This is a genomic window from Lelliottia sp. RWM.1, assembly GCF_016859735.1.
In the GTDB taxonomy this organism is placed as follows: Bacteria; Pseudomonadota; Gammaproteobacteria; order Enterobacterales; family Enterobacteriaceae; genus Enterobacter.
Map to the genome: position 1 here is coordinate 1 of NZ_WLVC01000064.1, position 16,378 is coordinate 16,378.

Annotated in this window: 22 protein-coding genes and 1 pseudogene; 16 read left to right on the forward strand and 7 right to left on the reverse strand. The window is 53.9% G+C overall.

What is annotated here, in order from left to right; all coding sequences use genetic code 11:
* Nucleotides 1–258: 258 nt before the first annotated feature.
* The 6 genes from GF617_RS24835 to GF617_RS24860 all read left to right on the forward strand — a co-directional run bounded on the left by GF617_RS24835 (nt 259) and on the right by GF617_RS24860 (nt 3,055).
* Nucleotides 259–639, forward strand: coding sequence for a hypothetical protein (locus GF617_RS24835; RefSeq protein ID WP_001371925.1), 381 nt, complete (start codon nt 259–261; stop codon nt 637–639).
* 57 nt (nt 640–696) lie between these two features.
* Nucleotides 697–1,362, forward strand: a complete 666-nt coding sequence (locus tag GF617_RS24840; RefSeq protein WP_000490638.1) for a hypothetical protein — start codon at nt 697–699, stop codon at nt 1,360–1,362.
* A gap of 59 nt (nt 1,363–1,421) precedes the next feature.
* A complete protein-coding gene (locus GF617_RS24845) occupies nt 1,422–1,877 on the forward strand; it encodes a hypothetical protein (protein WP_000916941.1) in 456 nt (151 codons plus the stop codon).
* Nucleotides 1,849–2,154: a hypothetical protein gene (locus GF617_RS24850; RefSeq protein ID WP_223152485.1), complete on the forward strand. Its 306-nt coding sequence runs from the start codon at nt 1,849–1,851 to the stop codon at nt 2,152–2,154. Before GF617_RS24845 ends, GF617_RS24850 begins: the two co-directional genes overlap by 29 nt.
* A 25-nt stretch (nt 2,155–2,179) precedes the next feature.
* The gene (locus tag GF617_RS24855) at nt 2,180–2,473 is read left to right on the forward strand and encodes a hypothetical protein (RefSeq protein ID WP_001100635.1); all 294 of its coding nucleotides are present in this window, start codon (nt 2,180–2,182) and stop codon (nt 2,471–2,473) included.
* Between the two features lie 177 nt (nt 2,474–2,650).
* The gene (locus tag GF617_RS24860) at nt 2,651–3,055 is read left to right on the forward strand and encodes an H-NS family nucleoid-associated regulatory protein (RefSeq protein ID WP_001287391.1); all 405 of its coding nucleotides are present in this window, start codon (nt 2,651–2,653) and stop codon (nt 3,053–3,055) included.
* 606 nt (nt 3,056–3,661) lie between these two features.
* Here the strand turns inward: GF617_RS24860 and GF617_RS24865 are convergent.
* The 5 genes from GF617_RS24865 to merR all read right to left on the reverse strand — a co-directional run bounded on the left by GF617_RS24865 (nt 3,662) and on the right by merR (nt 6,950).
* Entirely contained in the window at nt 3,662–4,519 is an 858-nt protein-coding gene (locus GF617_RS24865; RefSeq protein ID WP_000784387.1) for an HNH endonuclease signature motif containing protein, read from the reverse strand.
* 15 nt (nt 4,520–4,534) lie between these two features.
* Nucleotides 4,535–4,843: a hypothetical protein gene (locus GF617_RS24870; protein WP_001224686.1), complete on the reverse strand. Its 309-nt coding sequence runs from the start codon at nt 4,841–4,843 to the stop codon at nt 4,535–4,537.
* A 548-nt stretch (nt 4,844–5,391) separates the two neighbouring features.
* A complete protein-coding gene (locus GF617_RS24875; protein ID WP_000278471.1) occupies nt 5,392–5,817 on the reverse strand; it encodes a hypothetical protein in 426 nt (141 codons plus the stop codon).
* A gap of 252 nt (nt 5,818–6,069) precedes the next feature.
* Entirely contained in the window at nt 6,070–6,429 is a 360-nt protein-coding gene (locus GF617_RS24880; protein ID WP_000194247.1) for an HNH endonuclease signature motif containing protein, read from the reverse strand.
* Nucleotides 6,430–6,494: 65 nt separating this feature from the next.
* The gene (gene merR, locus GF617_RS24885) at nt 6,495–6,950 is read right to left on the reverse strand and encodes an Hg(II)-responsive transcriptional regulator (RefSeq protein WP_001166628.1); all 456 of its coding nucleotides are present in this window, start codon (nt 6,948–6,950) and stop codon (nt 6,495–6,497) included.
* Nucleotides 6,951–7,021: 71 nt separating this feature from the next.
* On the opposite strand from merR, the gene merT reads away from it, so the two are divergent.
* From merT to GF617_RS24920, 7 genes are all read left to right on the forward strand, one after another.
* Nucleotides 7,022–7,387: a mercuric ion transporter MerT gene (merT, locus tag GF617_RS24890; protein ID WP_001294656.1), complete on the forward strand. Its 366-nt coding sequence runs from the start codon at nt 7,022–7,024 to the stop codon at nt 7,385–7,387.
* A 15-nt stretch (nt 7,388–7,402) separates the two neighbouring features.
* Complete coding sequence (gene merP, locus GF617_RS24895; RefSeq protein WP_000732275.1) at nt 7,403–7,678, forward strand: mercury resistance system periplasmic binding protein MerP; 276 nt, start codon at nt 7,403–7,405, stop codon at nt 7,676–7,678.
* A 27-nt stretch (nt 7,679–7,705) separates the two neighbouring features.
* The gene (gene merC / locus GF617_RS24900) at nt 7,706–8,131 is read left to right on the forward strand and encodes an organomercurial transporter MerC (protein WP_000522996.1); all 426 of its coding nucleotides are present in this window, start codon (nt 7,706–7,708) and stop codon (nt 8,129–8,131) included.
* Between the two features lie 38 nt (nt 8,132–8,169).
* Nucleotides 8,170–9,855 (forward strand): mercury(II) reductase, encoded by a 1,686-nt coding sequence (gene merA, locus GF617_RS24905; RefSeq protein ID WP_000209297.1) that lies wholly within the window; start codon nt 8,170–8,172, stop codon nt 9,853–9,855.
* Between the two features lie 17 nt (nt 9,856–9,872).
* Complete coding sequence (gene merD, locus GF617_RS24910; RefSeq protein WP_001277466.1) at nt 9,873–10,238, forward strand: mercury resistance co-regulator MerD; 366 nt, start codon at nt 9,873–9,875, stop codon at nt 10,236–10,238.
* Nucleotides 10,235–10,471, forward strand: a complete 237-nt coding sequence (gene merE, locus GF617_RS24915; RefSeq protein ID WP_001087807.1) for a broad-spectrum mercury transporter MerE — start codon at nt 10,235–10,237, stop codon at nt 10,469–10,471. The genes merD and merE overlap by 4 nt, the downstream gene beginning before the upstream one ends.
* A gap of 65 nt (nt 10,472–10,536) precedes the next feature.
* On the forward strand, nt 10,537–10,749 hold the full coding sequence (locus GF617_RS24920) for a DUF3330 domain-containing protein (RefSeq protein ID WP_000993245.1): 213 nt from the start codon (nt 10,537–10,539) through the stop codon (nt 10,747–10,749).
* A gap of 8 nt (nt 10,750–10,757) precedes the next feature.
* On the opposite strand, the gene lspA is transcribed toward GF617_RS24920, so the two are convergent.
* Nucleotides 10,758–11,834: a signal peptidase II gene (gene lspA / locus GF617_RS24925; protein WP_000118563.1), complete on the reverse strand. Its 1,077-nt coding sequence runs from the start codon at nt 11,832–11,834 to the stop codon at nt 10,758–10,760.
* The gene (locus tag GF617_RS24930) at nt 11,831–14,236 is read right to left on the reverse strand and encodes a heavy metal translocating P-type ATPase (protein WP_001287661.1); all 2,406 of its coding nucleotides are present in this window, start codon (nt 14,234–14,236) and stop codon (nt 11,831–11,833) included. The genes lspA and GF617_RS24930 overlap by 4 nt, the downstream gene beginning before the upstream one ends.
* 85 nt (nt 14,237–14,321) lie before the next feature.
* Here GF617_RS24930 and cadR point away from each other — a divergent pair, with 85 nt between their 5' ends.
* From cadR to GF617_RS24945, 3 genes and pseudogenes are all read left to right on the forward strand, one after another.
* Nucleotides 14,322–14,756, forward strand: a complete 435-nt coding sequence (gene cadR / locus GF617_RS24935; protein ID WP_000405672.1) for a Cd(II)/Pb(II)-responsive transcriptional regulator — start codon at nt 14,322–14,324, stop codon at nt 14,754–14,756.
* A gap of 90 nt (nt 14,757–14,846) precedes the next feature.
* Nucleotides 14,847–15,245: pseudogene (locus tag GF617_RS24940) on the forward strand (IS110 family transposase); the annotation flags it as partial.
* A gap of 32 nt (nt 15,246–15,277) precedes the next feature.
* Nucleotides 15,278–16,246: an IS5 family transposase gene (locus GF617_RS24945; RefSeq protein WP_072202995.1), complete on the forward strand. Its 969-nt coding sequence runs from the start codon at nt 15,278–15,280 to the stop codon at nt 16,244–16,246.
* The last annotated feature ends 132 nt before the right edge of the window (nt 16,247–16,378 follow it).

Genomic DNA, 16,378 nt, shown 5'->3' on the forward strand with positions numbered 1-16,378 from the left:
GGTGAAGATCCTTTTTGATAATCTCATGACCAAAATCCCTTAACGTGAGTTTTCGTTCCACTGAGCGTCAGACCCCTAATAAGCCAGCCTTTCTTGGGATGATTGATGATGTTGAACACGCTATAAAGCGAAAATGCCCCTTTTTAACCTATAGGTTGGGCACTATGAGTAAGATACAATCAAATCGCCAGTCAGATGGCTAATTTCATTTTGACCAAAGCGGGCTATTTCAAGCGTTATCGCTGAGACGAGGCTTCAATGACAAGTACACTTGACCCATCACACAAGCAAATTGAAATGTGGCGCAGAGCTACCGGTTCCGAAGGTGGACTCAACGAATACCGCAACTGGGTTCTGGAAAATAGTATGAGATTTACAGCATACGGTATCCATACCGTTATCGTCGAAGGTGAGGCGAAGCATATAACAGCGCTTGATGATGTTACCCTCTGTAACGAGTGGGCGAAGCTTAAAAGAGAAAACAATAGGCTTTACGCAGCAAATGAAAAAATTTGCTCTGGCTGGCGTGGTTTTGTGTTGCGTTTGTTAGGAATAACACTGTCATGCAGAAAACCGGTCATCTTACTGGGGGCAGACGCGAAGAATCAAAATGATGCCGTGAAAGGGGCTGATTTGTAATTTTCAGGCGAGCCCACCGTTCTTAGAAAGCTGTTCTATGGGTATGTAAGGAAGATAATGTTCTCTGAACGCTCAGTACACTTAATCACTTCCTGTACAAAGGGCAAGAATCATCAGGGCCACGTCTGGCCGACATTGGACATAGATCCAAAACAAACCCCGGACGACGCAGCATATGCCTGGAGTAACATTGTAGACGACGCCAGAAGTAATCAGGCGGTACCGGCATTGTCCTTGTATTCAGGTAATCACTGGTCTACGGCAAAGGAAATTTTAAACTCAACCAGAAATCTGGAGTTGTGGATAATCTCTGCCGGGATGGGGTTTTTAAATAGTCGAGATCGGGTGCCCTCTTACGAGGCGACATTTCATCAAGTACCATTCAGGCATGATCTCTGGTGGAAAGCCATCACAAAATCACTAGGAAAGCATAACCGTTGCGCAACTATAAGCCAGTTAATGCAGTCCAGTCCGAATGATGAATATTTGATTGCGGCTTCGCCTGTTTATATTGCTGCTGTCCAGAATGACATCCTGAAGGGCATTGAGAGTTTGACTCATCCTCTTACGCAACTAACGATCGTGACATCAGGGGCATATGCTGGCCCACTTGAAGAATACTTAATTAAGAGTTCTTCTAGGATGATGAAAGAGCTAGAGTGCAATATGGTGTGCCTGAATATAAAACTGGCTCAATACATACTTAAAAGTGGTAGTCGTTAGAACTAGACTGTTAATGATACAATTCTCCTGTTATTTTATTTTTATAAAAGGTCTCAAATATGCTCAAAAACAGATTTTCTTTATTGTGTCTTGCTGTGGCATCGTCACTTACTCTTACTGCTTGCGATGTAGTTGATGCTGCCTATGACGAGACTTTAAATGATAATGCACCCGAAATTGTAATAGCTGGAGGATTCAAAATTGATATCCAAGGTAATGCAGTTCCGGTTGAGGGATATGATAATTGCTCTTTGAATACTCTTCAGGGAAGCGTTGATACGGATAAATCAAATTGTATTGTTCTGGATAGAACACGTAAAAAAGTACCGGTTCTAGTTCATTTGTCATCCGGTCCCGTCAAAGAAGAATGGAAGATCGAGCACCAGGTTGAAAAAACCAAATCCGGCAAAAATTTCATCCAAACTCGTATGATTAGACCTGACGGTAACTTTGTAGTGCCTGCATCCTCAGAACGAGGGATCTTTAGTGGCAAACATTACAGTCAAGCCAGCTAAGTCAAGTCTATCCGTTCAAACAGAAAAAGGTTTCTTAAAAATGACGTTATCCGCTGCATTGCAAGGCACTTTTAAAGAGATGAGGAAAGACAATACAGTAGGCATCACAGTTCAAACTTGTTCAGATATTTTTGACAGCAATGTTCCTCCGGCTTATGTTTTCTGGCTTTATCGTCTCAAAGCGGGAGAAACTTTGCCGCGCGGAAGGTTCTTCAGAAAAAGAAAGCCAATCATCAATGTTATGGCAGTTGTTCATGATGCTGCATTCGAAAAATAACTGCGCTATCAGGAAAGTTACTTTTATGAACGTAATTGCAGCTGGAATTTTTTGCTTTATTTTTTACCCTACAGCTTTCGCTTATGCTTGTTATAAAAAGAGATGGCTAGAGTGGATTTTTCTTACTTTAATTATAATTTTTGCTTCTGCCATTTCGATTCAACAATACAATGAAGCGAATTTTGTAAGTGAGTTAAATTACCCTATGTTTATCTCCGCCATATATGGCCTGTCACTGGCATGGTTTCCTTTTCCGATTGCTTATGTTGTTCTGCGCTTCCTTCTTGATGATTTACAGCATGAGTACCCTAAACAGTGAGCAGATTTTAAGACTCATGAACAACATCGAAAGCACGAAACAGTCTGCACAAGGAAGATAAGGAGTATTCTTAGCAAGATATCTTTGTACCTGAAGACATAAAGCTGGCATCTTTTTCCTTATAGAGTGTATTATGATTAAGTAAATCCTTATCAAAGAATTAGAAAGTGAGGTCGTATGTCTGAAGCACTCAAATCGTTAAACAATATTCGTACTCTTCGCGCCCAGGGCCGCGAGCTGCCTTTAGAAGTACTTGAGGAAATCCTCGAAAAGCTTAATGTCATTGTTGATGAGCGTCGTCAGGAAGAATCATCCAAAGCTGCCGAACTGCAAGCTCGTCAGGAGAAACTTGACGCCCTGCGTAAGTTAATGGAAGAAGATGGTATCAACCCGGAAGAGCTGCTTGGCTCATTCCAGGCCAAATCTACGGCTACCAAGAAAAGCCGTGAACCACGCCCGGCCAAATACTCATTTACTGATGAAAATGGCGAAACAAAAACGTGGACTGGACAGGGCCGTACCCCCAAAGCTCTGGCAGAACAAATTGCAGCCGGTAAAAGTCTTGATGATTTCCTGATCTAACTTTTGCCACCAGTTTTGATAGAGGCCACTTCGGTGGCCTTTTCTCATACGGAATCAATTTCAGGTACAGAACATATGAAAAATTCAGAACCTAAGAGCTGTGATCCCTATGTGGACAGTTTGATTAGAAATGCAGATGCAAAGGAAGCCAGGTCATTTCTCAAAATATTGAAGCCCTTACCATTCCTTATCGTTATCATCGCTGTATTCTTTTTTTGGGTATCGTTTTCCCGTTTATTATCCCAGGTCGCGTAAAACCTTTTTAAAGACTCTTCTTTACCAGATATGCTCCCTCACCGGGATGGTTTCAACCTCTTCAGTTTCCCATATTGGCAAAACCTTCAGGAAATAAGACGATACCCTCCACGCTTTCCATTAAAGCGGGATGACGACGCCCAGTTCTTACGACCAGACTCCACGTTTTCGATTAGGATGCCTTTGGGCCCTTCTAACGAGGCCACCTCAACAACTCGCACTTTCCGGATCAGTCTTGGATCCACTTCTTCCCAGATCTGGCCAACTGTAATATCTTTTTGGGTTTGCATTTAATCTCTCGCTGTCATTTAGTGAACAAGACTAATCCTCGCCGTGGTTCAGCTTATGGCTTTATTTACGCTGACGATCCTTAGCCTTAAATTTTTGCCATCGTATCCGAAGGTTTTCGATGTTAACCGGAACCTGCATGCGTGTCGTCTCTATCTCATTCCCATGCCATTTCAGGAGATCATCATCCAACTCCCGGGCCTCCCGGCTGAAGTAAATTTTCATAGTGTCAGGGTTTATGGCGCAATGGTCATTGTCGAACAGTGTATGGATATCACGGCGAAGTAAAATTCCGTTCGTTACGTCGGGAATGCCTTCTTCATGACGTGGCGTTAAGTGCGCGGCCTCAGTACGCCAGGGGGACCTTACGCCGGTGACAACACATCGCCCGTAGCAATTCAACCTAACATCCCGGGCGAAAGGACCTTGGTCAGGACTGGTGACAGAAGTACATTCCTGGCCCTCTTTGTAGATACGCTTCGGGAAGTCGATAGTGGTTTGAGCTGTTTGGGAAAGTGACACATACGTAACCCCTTTGTATCTCTTTATCCCACCATTAAAAGTGGTAGGAATCGAGCTGGTTATGGCCACCAGTTTCACATCGCCCATTTCGACGATCTTAAGGCTCTTATTAGCGGCTACATGTAACTGGATGAATTTACCTACGTACACATCATGGTTCTCATCTTGTCTTTCAACACACAGAACGACATGGTCGAAGGTTCTCTTGTCAGAGATTACCCAGTTGCCGGTTTTCACACGGCCTGCTTCACTCACCCCTGCGGTAAGATCGGGTATGAGCGTCCCCTGCATGCCGTCAGTTCGAATTGAAAGAATTTCACCCGATAAACCCAGCTCTGCAAGCTCACTAATAAACGGTCTTTTCATCCGGCTTACCGGTTTTGGCTTCGTCATTTTCATCTTTGCTGTAACACCTCAGTACCCCATTGCTCGTTCCTGGCGGGACAGCCGTTCATCAGCAGCCTGAAGACGCTCATCACGCCGCCGTGCTGCCAGAACCCGTCGTTCTGAAAAAGACATAGCCGCTACGTTTGGTACGCTGAGCTTACCGTCACCGGCACAAACGTCACAGCGAACATCAAATGCTCCGGCAAAATACTTTTCACGCATTTCTGGCTCCCACTCAGCCATTTCTGATTGGGTGAATCCATTTTCAAAGGCCGGGTTTTCCATGGTCCCGTGGCCTTCGCACTGGTGACAGATTATGTACTTAAATTTGCGCATGTAACGCTCCTGTATATGATGGATGAACCACTCTCGTTCAGGGTTATGGCGAAATGTTTATCGCCGCAGCGAGAGATTCAGTCTTGCTATCAATATTCCTGAAGGTTGTCCGCCTGATTTCAGGGAAAGCATTCATTCACTGGCCGGTTCTACCTTATTATTCATACAGATTAAAGTAGTTGTGCCTACTACTGCGGTCACCTTCCTTGACAAAGTAAGCAAAGTTTGAAAAATTTAACACCGACGAAAGGCCATACCTTCGTTAGTGTGCGAAAGCCGCTTGCGAGCGACGGAATAGGTGAAAGCTTTAGTCAGGGTTAATTACCCTGTCTGCGGTGATGGGATGGCTCAGGCGTATATCATCACTCCTTCCAAAGTCCGTACACACTCTTTCAGCCTTTGCAGAAATGCAGGGGCTGTTTCATATCAGACAAGCGCAATGAAATTTTCAAATGCTTTCCAGAAATTCAAAGGCCTTAAGCTTTATCTGTATCTTACGGTCCCCGCACGGAAAGTAACTTTCCTGAACAGGAACCGCCTTGCCAGCCTTAACTTTCTAAACGGTTAAAGTTACACCAGGCTGTAAATGGTGAAACAGTTTTTGAAGCCCATGAAACACCGCTGTCGGAAAGATAACTAGCCCCAAGACGTCTAACTTCTTTTTGATGTAGAGCTAATTCTTTCGGATCGGCAATATCTTCCACCACGCTCATCATGGCAATCTGAACTCCGGGAGATGCCATTTTATAAGCTGTCGAGCTTGCAACTGAATTTTTCAGGATTGCCAATCTTTCTTTTTCTGGTCGCCCGTTGTCAGACGTATTCGCGTACGTTGTACCCGCAACTAACAATGGAAGACTGGCGTTGGCACAGAACTGCATAACGCGTTTTTGCTGGAGCTGTAATTCAGTGGCTGCAAATGCTTTACTGCATCCGAGGATCCCGATAATCATCACTAATGCTGTTTTATACATAAAATTGAAACCGTCCTTATTGAACTTTAAATGTTGCGGTTAACACTGTGTGGAGATGTATGGACTGGATAATACCCACATGCCTGCGCCTGCCAGTATACCGGCTCAGGTATTAAACCTAAGAGATCTGGTGCACCGGATTTTACCTTTTCATTTCGGTTTTATCTTGAGCCTGGCTCTTGAGTTTAAATTTAAAGGTATGGCGCATGCAGGTTTCACTGACGGGTTTTCACACATCCCGGCTGTAACCCATCATTGTTCATGAGCCAGGCCCTGGTATCCTGCCCAGCGTACGGCCAGCCGCTCTAAGTCCAGATCGTACACCAGCGGTGTGATTTTACGGCCTTCAAACAGCTCGCCCAGCTCAATGCCTGGCTTAAAATGAACGGTCAGGGTGGCCGGATCTATGCCCATAAGATCGGCATCAAACAGAGCATGCATTGTTGGAGTCATCAGGATGCCATTAGACGGATTGTACCGGGTTCCATGTTCAATGTGTGCCGCATCCAGGACACCGCCATTAACCCAACCGGTTACCGCACAACGGCCCGCGAAATTCTCGATGAGCAGAGCTTTAAATTTACCCTGTGCCACGCCACTACGTTGCGTCACTACGCGCTCGCAGTGCTCACCCTGGATATCTAGGGGTCGTCTCAGAATTCGGAAAATAAAGCACGCTAAGGCGTAGTCACCCCGTGACTCCCCCGCGCCGATGCAGCGAGCTTCGTTCCGTCTTGCAGTGACGCAATCAGCGGGCAGGAAACGTTCCCTTTCCGCGCATGGCAGGCGCACACCAGTTCAGACAGCACGGCCTCCATGCGTGCCAAGTCGGCCATCTTCTCGCGCACATCCTTGAGCTTGTGCTCGGCCAGGCCGCTGGCTTCCTCGCAATGGGTGCCATCCTCCAGCCGCAGTAGCTCGGCGATTTCGTCCAGGCTAAAGCCCAGCCGCTGGGCCGATTTCACGAACCGCACTCGTGTTACATCCGCCTCGCCATAGCGGCGAATGCTGCCATAGGGCTTGTCTGGCTCCGGCAGCAGGCCCTTGCGCTGGTAGAACCGGATGGTCTCCACATTGACCCCGGCCGCCTTGGCAAAAACGCCAATGGTCAGATTCTCAAAATTAATTTGCATATCGCTTGACTCCGTACATAACTACGGAAGTAAGCTTAAGCTATCCAAACCAAATTTGAAAGGACAAGCGTATGTCTGAACCACAAAAGTCTGAACCACAAAACGGGCGCGGCGCGCTCTTCGCCGGTGGGCTGGCCGCCATTCTTGCGTCGGCCTGCTGCCTGGGGCCGCTGGTTTTGATCGCCTTGGGGTTCAGCGGGGCATGGATCGGCAACCTGACGGTGCTGGAACCCTATCGCCCGATCTTCATCGGCGCAGCGCTGGTCGCGCTGTTTTTCGCCTGGCGGCGCATCTACCGCCCGGCGCAAGCCTGCAAACCGGGTGAGGTCTGCGCGATTCCCCAAGTGCGAGCTACTTACAAGCTCATTTTCTGGATCGTGGCCGCGCTGGTCCTGGTCTCGCTCGGATTTCCCTACGTCATGCCATTTTTCTATTAATCACAGGAGTTCATCATGAAAAAACTGTTTGCCGCCCTCGCCCTCGCTGCCGTTGTTGCCCCCGTGTGGGCCGCCACCCAGACCGTCACGCTGTCCGTGCCTGGCATGACCTGCGCCTCTTGCCCGATCACTGTCAAGCACGCGCTTTCCAAGGTTGAGGGCGTGAGCAAGACCGACGTAAGTTTCGACAAGCGCCAGGCCGTCGTCACCTTCGACGATGCCAAGACCAACGTCCAGAAGTTGACCAAGGCGACCGAGGACGCGGGCTATCCGTCCAGCCTCAAACGCTGATCCGTTAACCGAACTCGGGAGCGACACATGGGACTCATCACGCGCATCGCTGGCAAAACCGGCGCGCTCGGCAGCGTCGTTTCCGCGATGGGCTGCGCCGCCTGTTTTCCTGCCATCGCCAGCTTTGGCGCGGCCATCGGACTGGGCTTCTTGAGCCAGTACGAGGGGCTATTCATTGGCATCCTGCTGCCGATGTTCGCCGGCATCGCGTTACTCGCCAATGCTATCGCTTGGCTCAATCATCGACAGTGGCGACGCACGGCGCTCGGCACGATAGGCCCGATCTTGGTGCTGGCAGCGGTGTTTTTAATGCGGGCTTACGGCTGGCAGAGCGGTGGACTGCTCTATGTCGGCCTGGCCTTGATGGTTGGGGTGTCGGTCTGGGATTTCATCTCGCCAGCACATCGCCGCTGCGGGCCGGACAGCTGTGAATTGCCAGAACAACGTGGCTGACGGCAACAGCCGTAGCCACCACAGAAAAGGAAAAATACATGACCACCCTGAAAATCACCGGGATGACCTGCGACTCGTGCGCGGCTCACGTCAAGGAAGCCTTGGAGAAAGTGCCCGGCGTGCAATCGGCGCTGGTGTCCTATCCGAAGGGCACAGCGCAACTCGCCATTGAGGCGGGCACGTCATCGGATGCGCTGACTACCGCCGTGGCCGGACTGGGCTACGAGGCAACGCTTGCCGATGCGCCACCGACGGACAACCGCGCCGGCCTGCTCGACAAGATGCGCGGCTGGATAGGGGCCGCTGATAAGCCCAGTGGCAACGAAAGCCCGTTGCAGGTCGTCGTCATTGGTAGCGGTGGAGCCGCGATGGCGGCAGCACTGAAGGCCGTCGAGCAAGGCGCGCAGGTCACGCTGATTGAGCGCGGCACCATCGGCGGCACCTGCGTCAACGTCGGTTGTGTGCCGTCCAAGATCATGATCCGCGCCGCCCACATCGCCCATCTGCGCCGGGAAAGCCCATTCGACGGCGGCATGCCACCCACACCGCCGACGATCTTGCGCGAGCGGCTGCTGGCCCAGCAGCAGGCCCGTGTCGAAGAACTCCGTCATGCCAAGTACGAAGGCATCCTGGACGGCAATTCAGCCATCACCGTTCTGCACGGTGAAGCGCGTTTCAAGGACGACCAGAGCCTTATCGTTAGTTTGAACGAGGGTGGCGAGCGCGTCGTGATGTTCGACCGCTGCCTGGTCGCCACGGGTGCCAGCCCGGCGGTCCCGCCGATTCCGGGCTTGAAAGAGTCACCCTACTGGACTTCCACCGAGGCCCTGGCGAGCGACACCATTCCCGAACGCCTTGCCGTAATCGGCTCGTCGGTGGTGGCGCTGGAGCTGGCGCAAGCCTTTGCCCGGCTGGGCAGCAAGGTCACGGCCCTGGCGCGCAATACCTTGTTCTTCCGTGAAGACCCGGCCATCGGCGAGGCGGTGACAGCCGCTTTCCGTGCCGAGGGCATCGAGGTGCTGGAGCACACGCAAGCCAGCCAGGTCGCCCATATGGACGGTGAATTCGTGCTGACCACCACGCACGGTGAATTGCGCGCCGACAAGCTGCTGGTCGCCACCGGCCGGACACCGAACACGCGCAGCCTGGCATTGGAAGCGGCGGGGGTAGCCGTCAATGCGCAGGGGGCCATCGTCATCGACAAGGGCATGCGCACCAGTAGCCCGAACATCTACGCGGCCGGCGACTGCACCGACCAGCCGCAGTTCGTCTATGTGGCGGCAGCGGCCGGCACTCGTGCGGCGATCAACATGACTGGCGGCGATGCGGCCCTGGACCTGACCGCAATGCCGGCCGTGGTGTTCACCGACCCGCAGGTCGCCACCGTGGGCTACAGCGAGGCGGAAGCACATCACGACGGGATCGAGACCGACAGTCGCCTGCTAACACTGGATAACGTGCCGCGTGCGCTTGCCAACTTCGACACACGCGGCTTCATCAAGCTGGTCATCGAGGAAGGTAGCGGACGGCTCATCGGCGTGCAAGCGGTGGCCCCGGAAGCGGGTGAACTGATCCAGACGGCGGTGCTCGCCATTCGCAACCGTATGACCGTGCAGGAACTGGCCGACCAATTGTTCCCCTACCTGACCATGGTCGAAGGGCTGAAGCTCGCGGCGCAGACCTTCAGCAAGGACGTGAAGCAGCTTTCGTGCTGCGCCGGATGAGGAAAAGGAGGTGTTCAATGAGCGCCTACACAGTGTCCCGGCTGGCCCTTGATGCCGGGGTGAGCGTGCATATCGTGCGCGACTACCTGCTGCGCGGATTGCTACGGCCGGTCGCGTACACCACGGGCGGCTACGGCTTGTTCGATGACACCGCGTTGCAACGGCTGCGCTTTGTACGGGCTGCCTTCGAAGCGGGTATCGGCCTGGACGCACTGGCGCGGCTGTGCCGGGCGCTGGATGCTGCGGACGGTGACGGTGCGTCTGCGCAGCTTGCCGTGTTGCGGCAACTCGTCGAGCGTCGGCGCGAGGCCCTGGCCAGCCTCGAAATGCAACTGGCCGCCATGCCAACCGAACCGGCACAGCACGCGGAGAGTCTGCCATGAACAGCCCAGAGCACTTGCCGTCTGAGACGCACAAACCGATCACCGGCTACTTGTGGGGCGCGCTGGCCGTGCTCACCTGTCCCTGCCATTTGCCGATTCTCGCCATTGTGCTAGCCGGCACGACGGCCGGCGCGTTCATCGGGGAGCACTGGGGTATTGCAGCCCTCACGCTGACCGGCTTGTTTGTCCTGTCTGTGACGCGGCTGCTGCGGGCCTTCAAGGGAAGATCATGACCGCTTCCCAGCCAGCCGAGAGTGGGCAGCTTTGAGCTTCGCTACCAATCTGGAGGAGTACCACCATGAACGCAAACGCCCCGAACACTGCCAGTTGCACCACCTGCTGCGTATGCTGCAAAGAAATTCCGCTCGATGCCGCCTTCACCCCGGAAGGCGCGGAATACGTCGAACATTTCTGCGGGCTGGATTGCTATGAACGCTTCCAGGCACGCGCCAAGGCCGCGACAGAATCTGACATTGCGCCTGTCCCTGGCGGTTCGCAGCCGTCAGATTGAGGCATAGCTTAACCGGACACCTCGGCCTCTGTGCCTTTACTGCTTTTCGGTACAACCGTCAAGAACAGGCAGAGCGCTCCGATAGTTATCGCCACATCAGCGAGGTTGAAGGCGGGCCAGTGCGCAAGTCGCCAATGGAAGTCAAGGAAATCAACAACCTGTCCACGCAGCACACGATCCGCGACATTGCCCAGCGCACCGCCGAGGATCAGGCTGTAGCCCATCGCTTCGAGACGTGGCCGTTGCTGGCACAGCATGCGCCCCAGCCAAGCAGAAACAGCCAGACCCAGCGTGATGAAAAAGTAACGTTGCCAGCCACCAGCGTTCGCCAAAAAGCTGAATGCCGCACCCGGATTCAGGACATGAACGAGGTTGAAAAACGGGGTGATTTCGACTTGCTCACCGTAGGCAAACGTGCGGATGATGGCGAACTTCGTGAGCTGATCGGTCATGACAGCACTGGCGGCCACGGTGAACCAGACCCAAGCCGATGTGCGGCGGGCCGATTGCCACACAGGGGCGGCCAACGGCAGCAACCACCCGGCGAGTGCCGTGCAGCTCCATCCCAGCGTCCACCCCGCCAACACATCGGCCGGAAAGTGCATTCCGGCCGCGATGCGCGACCAGCCGACCAATGTGGCGTACAGCATTAAACTGAGACGACCACGGCGGCCCATCAAAGGCCAGAGCGCACCGACCACCATCGCGGCATAGGTGGCATGCCCGCTGGGCAGGCTGTAGTGAAGCTCTTTGTCCCCGATGACGCGCGCCAGGTCGCCAAGGACGGCAGGCGGGCGTGGAAAGTCGAACCATAGCTTCAAGGCGGTGGCGACCAATAACGCCAGCAAGAAGGCCGCGCTAAAACCAATAAGGCGATGCCGAACGGCCGTACCACGCGCCGGGTTTGTAGCCGATTTCGACCACCACCACAGACCCAACAGCATCAGCGGCGCTGTCCAGTAACTTCCCACGAGGCCAAAGAACCATGCCAGTGGTTTCAGCGTGGCGGGCGTGCCTGTGTTGATGGCTTGAAACAACGCGATGTTCAGGCCACCCCAGTCATAGAGAAAGAGTTTCCAGCTCATCGGCGCAACAACCTCAAGCCGTTGCCGACAACAAGCAAGCTGGCACCCATATCGGCGAACACAGCCATCCACATGGTCGCGTGACCCGTGAAGGTGAGCACCAAAAATACCGCCTTGATGCCAAGGGCCAGCACAATGTTTTGCATCAGCACCTGTGCTGTCGCACGCGACAGGCGCACGAAGGTCGGAATCTTGCGCAGGTCATCGTCCATCAGGGCCACGTCGGCGGTTTCAATAGCGGTATCTGTGCCCGCCGCTCCCATTGCAAAGCCAATGTCCGCACGCGCCAAGGCCGGTGCGTCGTTGATGCCATCACCGACCATGCCAACCTTGCCGTTTCTGGACAATTGCTCCACTTCGCGCAGTTTGTCGTCGGGCAGTTGGTTGCCTTGCGCGCGGTCAATGCCGGCTTGTGCGGCGATGGCCTGTGCCGTGTGGGGGTTATCGCCGGTCAACATCACGGTGTTGATGCCCAGAGCATGCAGCTCGGCGATGGCTCTCTTGCTGCTGTCCTTGATGGTGTCCGCAACGGCGAATAAGCCATGTACCCCTTTTGCGCCCACCAGCATCACGACGGTCTTGCCAGCGGTTTCCAGCGCAGCGATGCGCTGCTCCAGCTCTGGTGTGCACTGCCCCAGCTCTTCGAGCATCCGGTGGTTGCCCAGATGGTAGGTCGCACCGTTGATTTGGCCTTGCACACCCCGACCGGGCAGCGCGTTGAATTCGGCCACGTCGAGCAAGGCAACCCCGTCCGTCTGCGCGGCCTGTGCCACCGCCTTGGATACAGGATGGTCCGAGCGGGCCGCCAGACTGGCAGCGATGCTGCGGCTGTCCGAGGCGAGTGCATTGCCCCATGTGACAAAGTCGGTCTGTGCGGGCTTGCCGTGCGTGATCGTGCCGGTCTTGTCCAGAGCCAGCCAGCGCAGCTTGCGGCCTTCTTCCAGATAGACGCCACCTTTGATGAGAATGCCGTGGCGGGCGGCGGCGGCCAGGCCGCTGACGATGCTGACCGGTGTAGAGATCACCAGTGCGCACGGGCAGGCGACCACCAGCAGAACCAATGCACGGTAGATCCAGTCGAGCCATGCCGCACCCATGAACAGCGGCGGCAACAACGCGACGGCGATGGCAACGCCGAATACAACGGGGGTGTACCAGCGGGCGAACTGATCGACAAAACGCTGAGTCGGCGCACGACTACCTTGCGCAGCCTCTACCGCGTGAATGATCCGGGCCAAAGTGGAGTTGTTGGCCAAGGCGGTGACGCGGTACTCGAACGAGCCGGATTCGTTGATCGTGCCAGCGAACACCGAATCACCGGGGGATTTTTCGACCGGGAGGCTTTCACCCGTGATCGGGGCTTGGTTGACGGCAGAGCGGCCTTCCAGCACCTCACCATCAAGGGCGATGCGCTCACCTGGTTTGACCCGGACGCGGGCGCCGATGGTGATTTGCTTGGCGCCCACCTCGCGCCATGTGCCGTCAGCCTGCTGTACCGTGGCCTGTTCCGGGGTCAGGTCGAGCAGGCCACGGATAGCGTTACGAGCGCGATCCAGCGATTTGGCTTCGATTACCTCGGCCAGCGCGAACAGTACCATCACCATTGCCGCTTCGGGCCAGTGGCCGATCAACATGGCACCCGTGACCGCAATCGACATGAGGGCGTTCATGTTGAGATTACGGTTCTTGAGCGCGATCCACCCCTTCTTGTAGGTGGAGAGGCCACCCGTGAAGACCGCGACAAGCGCCAGAACGACAACCGACCAGTGATTGCCGTTGTGGAGCCAGTAGACCGCCTCGGCCGCCGATGCAGTGACCAAGGAGATGCCCAGCGGCCACCAGTTGGTCGGCGTGGTCACAGGGGCGGCGGATGGAGATGCGACCTCTGCCGTGTCCACGACCTGCGCCTCGAATCCAAGCGCTTGCAGTGCCACGAGCACGTCTGGCAGAACCTGGTTCGCATGGCGTACCGACAGCGTGCGCTGCATCAGGTTGAAATCGAGATCAGCAACACCGGCCACGGTGCCGAGCTTGTTGCGGATCAACGTCTCTTCGGTCGGGCAATCCATCTTGGCAATGGACAGCTTGGTCGTCTGCTCGGCCGACGCCTGATCCATGCGCACAGCTTGCATGCCGATGGCCTTCAGCGCCTGCTCGACGGGAGACAACGAAGGCAATTCGTGTCGCACGGTCAAGGTACGTTGCATCAGGTTGAATTCAAGACCCGCCACCCCCGCCAGACCGGCCAGTTTGCTTCGGATCAGCGCCTCTTCGGTCGGGCAATCCATGTTCTCGATGCGGTACACCGCTTGAGCCGATCCGGTTGCCAGCGGGGCCGGTGCCGTGGGTTGGATGATCGGCTCAGTCGTGCAGCCACACCCCTTTGAAGCGCATTCGCTCATGAGTAACTCCTGAAAATCTTCTATTCAGCCTCCATTAAAATCTCTATAGTCACTATAGAGTCAAGTGATAATTGGAGATTGATGCATGGAAATCAGAATTGGCGACCTCGCCAAGCGCTCTGGGTGCGAGGTCGTGACCATCCGCTACTACGAGAAGGAAGGGCTACTGCCAAAGCCAGCGCGAAGCGGTGGCAACTTTCGGTTGTACGGTGAGGCGCACATTGAGCGCTTGCAATTCATCCGTCATTGCCGTTCGCTCGACATGACGTTGAGCGAGATTCGCGCATTGCTGGGTCTGCGAGACAACCCGATGCAGGACTGTGGGGAGGTCATCACGCTGCTGGAGGCCCATATTCAACAGGTGGAAATGCGTGTGTCCGCGCTGTTGCAGTTAAAACGGCACTTGGTTGATTTGCGCGAGAAGTGTTCTGGCTCTCGATCTGTAGAGGCGTGCGGCATTTTGCAAGGGTTGGGCAATTGCCATGGTGAAAGTGCCACGAACAGTCAAACATCTGGGTAAGTAAGGGCTTAGCGTGCTTTATTTAATGAGATGGTCACTCCCTCCTTCCCGGTACTATGCTGAGGACAGGCTTTCATTCGGAGAACTATCATGGAAAACATTGCGCTCATTGGTATCGATCTGGGTAAAAACTCTTTCCATATTCATTGCCAGGATCGTCGCGGGAAGGCTGTTTACCGTAAAAAATTTACCCGGCCAAAGTTGATCGAATTTTTGGCGACATGCCCCGCTACAACCATCGCAATGGAAGCCTGTGGCGGTTCTCACTTTATGGCACGCAAGTTGGAAGAGTTGGGGCATTCCCCAAAGCTGATATCACCACAATTTGTCCGCCCGTTCGTTAAAAGCAATAAAAACGACTTTGTCGACGCCGAAGCTATTTGTGAAGCTGCATCGCGTCCGTCTATGCGTTTTGTGCAGCCCAGAACGGAATCTCAGCAGGCAATGCGGGCTCTGCATCGTGTCCGTGAATCCCTGGTTCAGGATAAGGGCTTTGTTGAATAAATCGAACTTTTGCTGAGTTGAAGGATCAGATCACGCATCCTCCCGACAACACAGACCATTCCGTGGCAAAGCAAAAGTTCAGAATCACCAACTGGTCCACCTACAACAAAGCTCTCATCAACCGTGGCTCCCTCACTTTCTGGCTGGATGATGAGGCCATTCAGGCCTGGTATGAGTCGGCAACGCCTTCATCACGAGGAAGGCCCCAGCGCTATTCTGATCTCGCCATCACCACCGTTCTGGTGATTAAACGCGTATTCCGGCTGACCCTGCGGGCTGCGCAGGGTTTTATTGATTCCATTTTTGCCCTGATGAACGTTCCGTTGCGCTGCCCGGATTACACCAGTGTCAGTAAGCGGGCAAAGTCGGTTAATGTCAGTTTCAAAACGTCCACCCGGGGTGAAATCGCACACCTGGTGATTGATTCCACCGGGCTGAAGGTCTTTGGTGAAGGCGAATGGAAAGTCAGAAAGCACGGCAAAGAGCGCCGTCGTATCTGGCGAAAGTTGCATCTTGCTGTTGACAGCAACACACATGAAGTTGTCTGTGCAGACCTGTCGCTGAATAACGTCACGGACTCAGAAGCCTTCCCGGGCCTTATCCGGCAGACTCACAGAAAAATCAGGGCAGCCGCGGCAGACGGGGCTTACGATACCCGGCTCTGTCACGATGAACTGCGCCGCAAAAAAATCAGCGCGCTTATTCCTCCCCGAAAAGGAGCAGGTTACTGGCCCGGTGAGTACGCAGACCGCAACCGTGCCGTTGCTAATCAGCGGCTGAGCGGAAGCAATGCACGGTGGAAATGGACAACGGAATATAACCGTCGCTCGATAGCGGAAACGGCAATGTACAGAATGAAGCAGTTGTTGGGAGATTCACTGACGCTGCGTGACTACGATGGTCAGGTATCGGAAGCTATGGCCATGGTGCGTGCGTTGAACAGGATGACAAAGGCCGGGATGCCAGAAAGCGTGCGTATTGCCTGAAAATCCAGCCAGCTACAGGGTCGTTCGCACGAAATCTTATTTATTCAACAAAGCCCAGGATAAGGTAAAAACAACCAATCAAATGCATGCTTTTCTGCTGGAATTTGGCATTAGCGTTCCCCGAGGAGCTGC